The organism is Fibrobacter sp. UBA3629 (assembly GCF_002374005.1).
In the GTDB taxonomy this organism is placed as follows: domain Bacteria; phylum Fibrobacterota; class Fibrobacteria; order Fibrobacterales; family Fibrobacteraceae; genus Fibrobacter.
In genome coordinates this window covers 104,048-108,797 of record NZ_DFLC01000006.1, presented here as the reverse complement: position 1 = coordinate 108,797, position 4,750 = coordinate 104,048, and the positions used below count along the sequence as shown (strand labels likewise).

Here is a 4,750-nt window from a genome sequence, read left to right as displayed (position 1 = left end):
CTTTTTGTTAAACTTACTTCTTTTTAAACACCTTCGAGAAACAGAAGATGCATAGCCCGATGATGGCCGCCCACGAGGTGAGCATGAAAATGAGTCCGCCTGTCGTAAATTCTGCGTCCATGCTACTTCTCCTTTTTCTTCTTGTTTGCCAAGCGGTTGATGTATTCGTCCGACTTGCCGAGCGGCATCTTGTGGATGCTCGTGTCACGACCCATTTCGGCGGTGCCGCCCTTGCGCCAGGCATAGGCGATGGCGATATTCAGGAGCAGGACTATCAGGAGCATGAAGCCGCGGAAAGCCCAGGTGAAGTGGAGCTTCGAGAATTCTCCCCCGAGGAACGTCACTTTGGCATCGGCGGGAATGTTGCTCAGTGTGATGAGCGGGAGACCGTCGGTGAATGTGAACGAAACGAGCAGGATAATCAGGTAGGCCGGACAAACATACTGGATGATGGGCCTGAAGAAGCGGGGGAGCTTGAGTTGCGAGCCCTCGTTCATCAGGGCGAAAGCCACGGATTCGCCGGGCTGCACAATCTGGGACTTCTTGCGACCGAGCACGAACGAGAAGATGATGGCCTGGATGGCGCCGAATACCACCAGCAGGAACGTGCCGCCCCAGAAGTCGAGCTCGTCGACCGTCCCCGCGGCAAGGCCGAAGATGGCGGTGAGGCTGCCGATGAAGATGATGGTGCTGATGGTTGTGACGGACTTCTTGCGGCTGAACTTGAGATCGTCTTCGCAGAAACTGATGAGCGGCTGGATGATGGAAATGGCGCTGGTGATGCCTGCAAAGAACAGGAGCGCGAACCAGAGTGTCTGCAACGCACCGCCGAGCGGAAGCGTTCCGAACACGTAGGGCATGGTCTGGAATCCGAGGCCGAAGGTGCCGAGCTTCGCGCATTCCTCGATGTTGGCGCCTGCGATGATGACCGCGATGGGGATGACAACCGTACCGCCGATAATGATTTCGGCAAATCCGTTCGTGGCGCTAGCGGTAAGGGAAGAGAGCACTAGGTCTTCCTTGGGCTTGAGGTAGCTCGCATAGCACCAGATAATGCCCATGCCGAGGCTCATGGTGAAGAACACCTGACCCGCCGCCGCCATCCATACCTTGGGGTTGGCGAGTTCGCTGAAGTTCGGGTTCCACATGAAGGCGAGGCCCTTGCCGATGCCCGGGAGCGTTAGCACGCGGATTACGAGGATAATGCCCAAGAAGAGCAGGATGGGCATGCAGATTTTGTTCACCCGCTCGATACCCTTGCGCACGCCCAGGGCGAGAACGGTCATGTTGCAGGCGAACGTGATGAGGAAGAAGATGATGGCAGACGGGATGGGGCCCACGCATGTCTTGAGCATGATGAAGTCGCCGAAGAACTGCGTGACTGCGGCGCTACCCTGGGACGTGACTTCCATGAGCTTGCCCGTGAGAGAGTAGTAGGCGAACGCAAGGATCCACGACTGGATGAACACGTAGTAGAAGACGATGAAAATCGGTGGCAGGAGCCCGATGGAGCCGAGGTGCTTTGCCCAGGGCTTCTTCTTGTCGAAGATGATGTGGAGTGTGCTCGGGGCGGTGCCGTAGTTGTGGCGGCCCGCATAGCGTCCGAGTGTCCATTCCATCCAGGCAAGCGGAATGCCGAGGAAAATAAAGGCGATAAGGTAGGGGATGATGAATGCGCCACCGCCGTTGGTGGCCGCCTGTACGGGGAATCGAAGGAAGTTGCCGAGCCCGACTGCCGAACCTGCGACAGCGAGGATGACTCCTATCTTGGAGCCCCAGTTTTCACGATTGTTTTGCATGCCTTAAAATTAAGACATTCTATGCGGTATGGCAACCCGCTCTTAGCGCAAACGCAGTTTCTTTTGTGCGTAAATGCTCTTGCCGCCGTTGCACACGTAGGCTGCTGTGCAGACTACGAAGAATGCAGGGAGCAGGTCGAACCCGAAAATCTCCGCTCCGACGAGGATGGGGGCGAAGAGCGTGTTCGTGCCGGCTCCGAAAACAGCCGCGTAACCGAGGGCGGCGGCAATCGGGAGGGGGACGCCAACGATTGCGGCAAGTACCGTGCCGAGAGTCGCTCCGATGGTGAACAGCGGGGTGACTTCGCCGCCCTGGAACCCGACCGAGAGTGTGACGATGGTGAACAGCATCTTCAGAATCCAATCGTAGGCGTAGATATCGCTGGCGGCAGATGTCGGGGAACCCGAAAAAATCATGTCGGTGAGGTTCGTGCCGAGTCCGGAATAGCGGCCCTGCCAGCAGAGCAGCAAGAGAGCGCTGAGAACCACGCCCATGATGGCGACGCGCTTCACGGGGTTCGGGAACTTTTCCGCAAAGAATTTCTTGGAAAGCGGGAGGAGTCTTGCAAACCCGCCGCCGACAATCCCGAAAATGGCGCCAAGGACAGCGAGCCTCAAGATAAAGCAAATGTCGAGCCCGCTGTCGTTCCAGAGAATTCTCGAGATGTCGCTCGGGAATATGTCGTTCATGGCGATGACGGTAGTTTCTCCGAACATCTGCGAAACCTTGCAAGCGGTAAAGGCGGCAACGGCGGCGGGAAGGAGCGCCGCCATTTCGAGGTGGCCCGCCAGGAGGATTTCGAGCGAGAGCGCGATGGCCGCGAGCGGTGTCTGGAAAAGCCCCGCGAAGCCTGCCGCCATGCCTGCGACAAGCAAAATGCGGGGAGCGTTCTCCACGTGGATCTTTGAGCTGATGTTGTGCCCGAGGGTAGCGCCGATCTGCATGGCCACGCCCTCGCGGCCGGAACTTCCTCCGAAGAGGTGCGTAACCCAAGTCGTTACCATGATGAGCGGGATGAGACGGAGCGGAATTTCCCTTTCCTTGCCGTGCGCGACGTCGAAAATGATTCCCATGCCGCGTTCGGAGCCCTTGCCGATTTTCATGTAAGTGAGCACGATGGCGACGCCACCGAGGGCGAGAGCTGGAATCCAGTACAGCGGGTTTGTGTCGCGAATGGCACCGACGCGGTCGAGTACCTGGCCAAAGAATGCGGTAAGCGTTCCGACGATGGCGCCGAGCAGGAGCGCTGCAACCACAAGTATCGGCTGCGAAAACCAGCGGGCGAGCTTTTCCTTGATTTGTGCTTTGGCCATCTTCATGGCCTGCTCCTTCATCTCGGGGCTCATGTTCTTGTAGATTTCTTGCCAGTTCCTGTAATCCATCGCGTATCCTTTTTTCGCCGCCAAATTTAGAAAAAAGCCCCCGCTTTTGCGAGGGCTTATAAATGACTATTGACTTACGATTACTTGTTGTTCGCGCGGATCAGGTTGAGGGCGGAGCCAGCCTTGAACCATGCCCACTGCTGTTCGTTGTAGGTGTGGCTGAGCGCGATGTTATCGACAGAGCCATCCTTGTGGTGGGCGACGAGCGTGAACTCGGAACCCGGGGCGAACTTGGTGAGGCCAACGATGTCGAATACGTCCTGTTCCTGGATCTTGTCGTAGTCGGCGGCGTTCTTGAAGGTGAGGGCGAGCATGCCCTGCTTCTTGAGGTTCGTCTCGTGAATGCGGGCGAAGCTCTTCACAATCACGGCCTTCACGCCGAGGAAGCGCGGTTCCATGGCGGCGTGTTCGCGGCTGGAGCCTTCACCGTAGTTTTCGTCACCGATGACGATGGAGCCCGTGCCCTTGGCCTTGTAAATCTTGGCAAGTTCGGGGACTTCCTTGTATTCACCGCACTGGCAGAGAACCTTGTTGGTTTCGCCGTTGAAGGCGTTCACGGCGCCGATGAGCATGTTGTTCGAAATGTTTTCGAGGTGGCCGCGGTAGTTGAGCCACGGACCGGCCATGGAGATGTGGTCGGTGGTGCACTTGCCCTTCGCCTTGATGAGGAGCGGGGCGCCCGCGATGTCCTTGCCGTCCCAGGCTGCGAACGGAGCGAGAGCCTGGAGGCGCTTGCTTTCGGGGTTGATAGAAACGGTAATCTTGGAACCGTCTTCTGCAGGGGCCTGGTAGCCTGCGTCCTTGACTTCAAAACCCTTCGGCGGGAGTTCGCACTGTTCCGGCGGGTCGAGCTTCACGGCCTTGCCCTCATTGTTCACGAGGGTGTCGGTCATCGGGTTGAAGCGGATGTCGCCGCTGAGGGCTGCAATCACGGCCATGAGCGGGCTAGCCACAAAGGCGTGCGTGTTCGGGTTACCGTCGGCGCGCTTTGCGAAGTTGCGGTTAAAGCTGTGGACGATGGTGTTGAGTTCCTTCTTGTCGGCACCGGCACGGTCCCAACGGCCAATGCAAGGACCGCAAGCGTTCGTCATGATCGTTGCACCGAACTGCTTGAACAAGTCGATGAGGCCATCGCGTTCGGCAGTGTAGCGAACTTGTTCGGAACCCGGGTTGATGAGGAGCGGGCACTTCGGGGAAAGACCCTTCGCGAGGGCCTGCTTGATCATGTTGGCAGCCATGAAGAGGTCTTCGTAGCTAGAGTTCGTGCAAGAACCAATGAGGGCTGCGCTTACGACCGGCGTAGATTCCGGCTTGGTTTCGGTGGCCTTGAGGCTTTCTGCCATGTCGGTCACGGCGTAGGCGCGGTCCGGACTGAACGGGCCGTTGTAATGCGGGATGAGCGTGTTGAGGTCGATTTCCACAACACGGTCAAAATACTTTTCCGGATTTGCTTCGACTTCCGGGTCGGCCTTGAGGTGTTCTGCAATCTTGTCGGCAGCGGCGGCCACGTCGGCACGGCCAGTCACCTTGAGGTAGCGGCTCATGGAATCGTCGTAGCTGAAGGTGGA

General features: G+C 57.9%; 3 protein-coding genes. All 3 read right to left on the bottom strand.

The window, feature by feature from the left end; genetic code table 11:
* Positions 1 to 122 precede the first annotated feature (122 nt).
* Positions 123 to 1,799, bottom strand: a complete 1,677-nt coding sequence (locus tag B2310_RS01630; RefSeq protein ID WP_290728212.1) for a sodium-dependent transporter — start codon at positions 1,797 to 1,799, stop codon at positions 123 to 125.
* Between the two features lie 42 nt (positions 1,800 to 1,841).
* Positions 1,842 to 3,119, bottom strand: a complete 1,278-nt coding sequence (locus B2310_RS01625; RefSeq protein WP_414655029.1) for a chloride channel protein — start codon at positions 3,117 to 3,119, stop codon at positions 1,842 to 1,844.
* 143 nt (positions 3,120 to 3,262) lie between these two features.
* The coding region (locus tag B2310_RS01620; protein ID WP_290728208.1) for an aconitase family protein at positions 3,263 to 4,750 on the bottom strand (1,488 nt) is incomplete at its 5' end.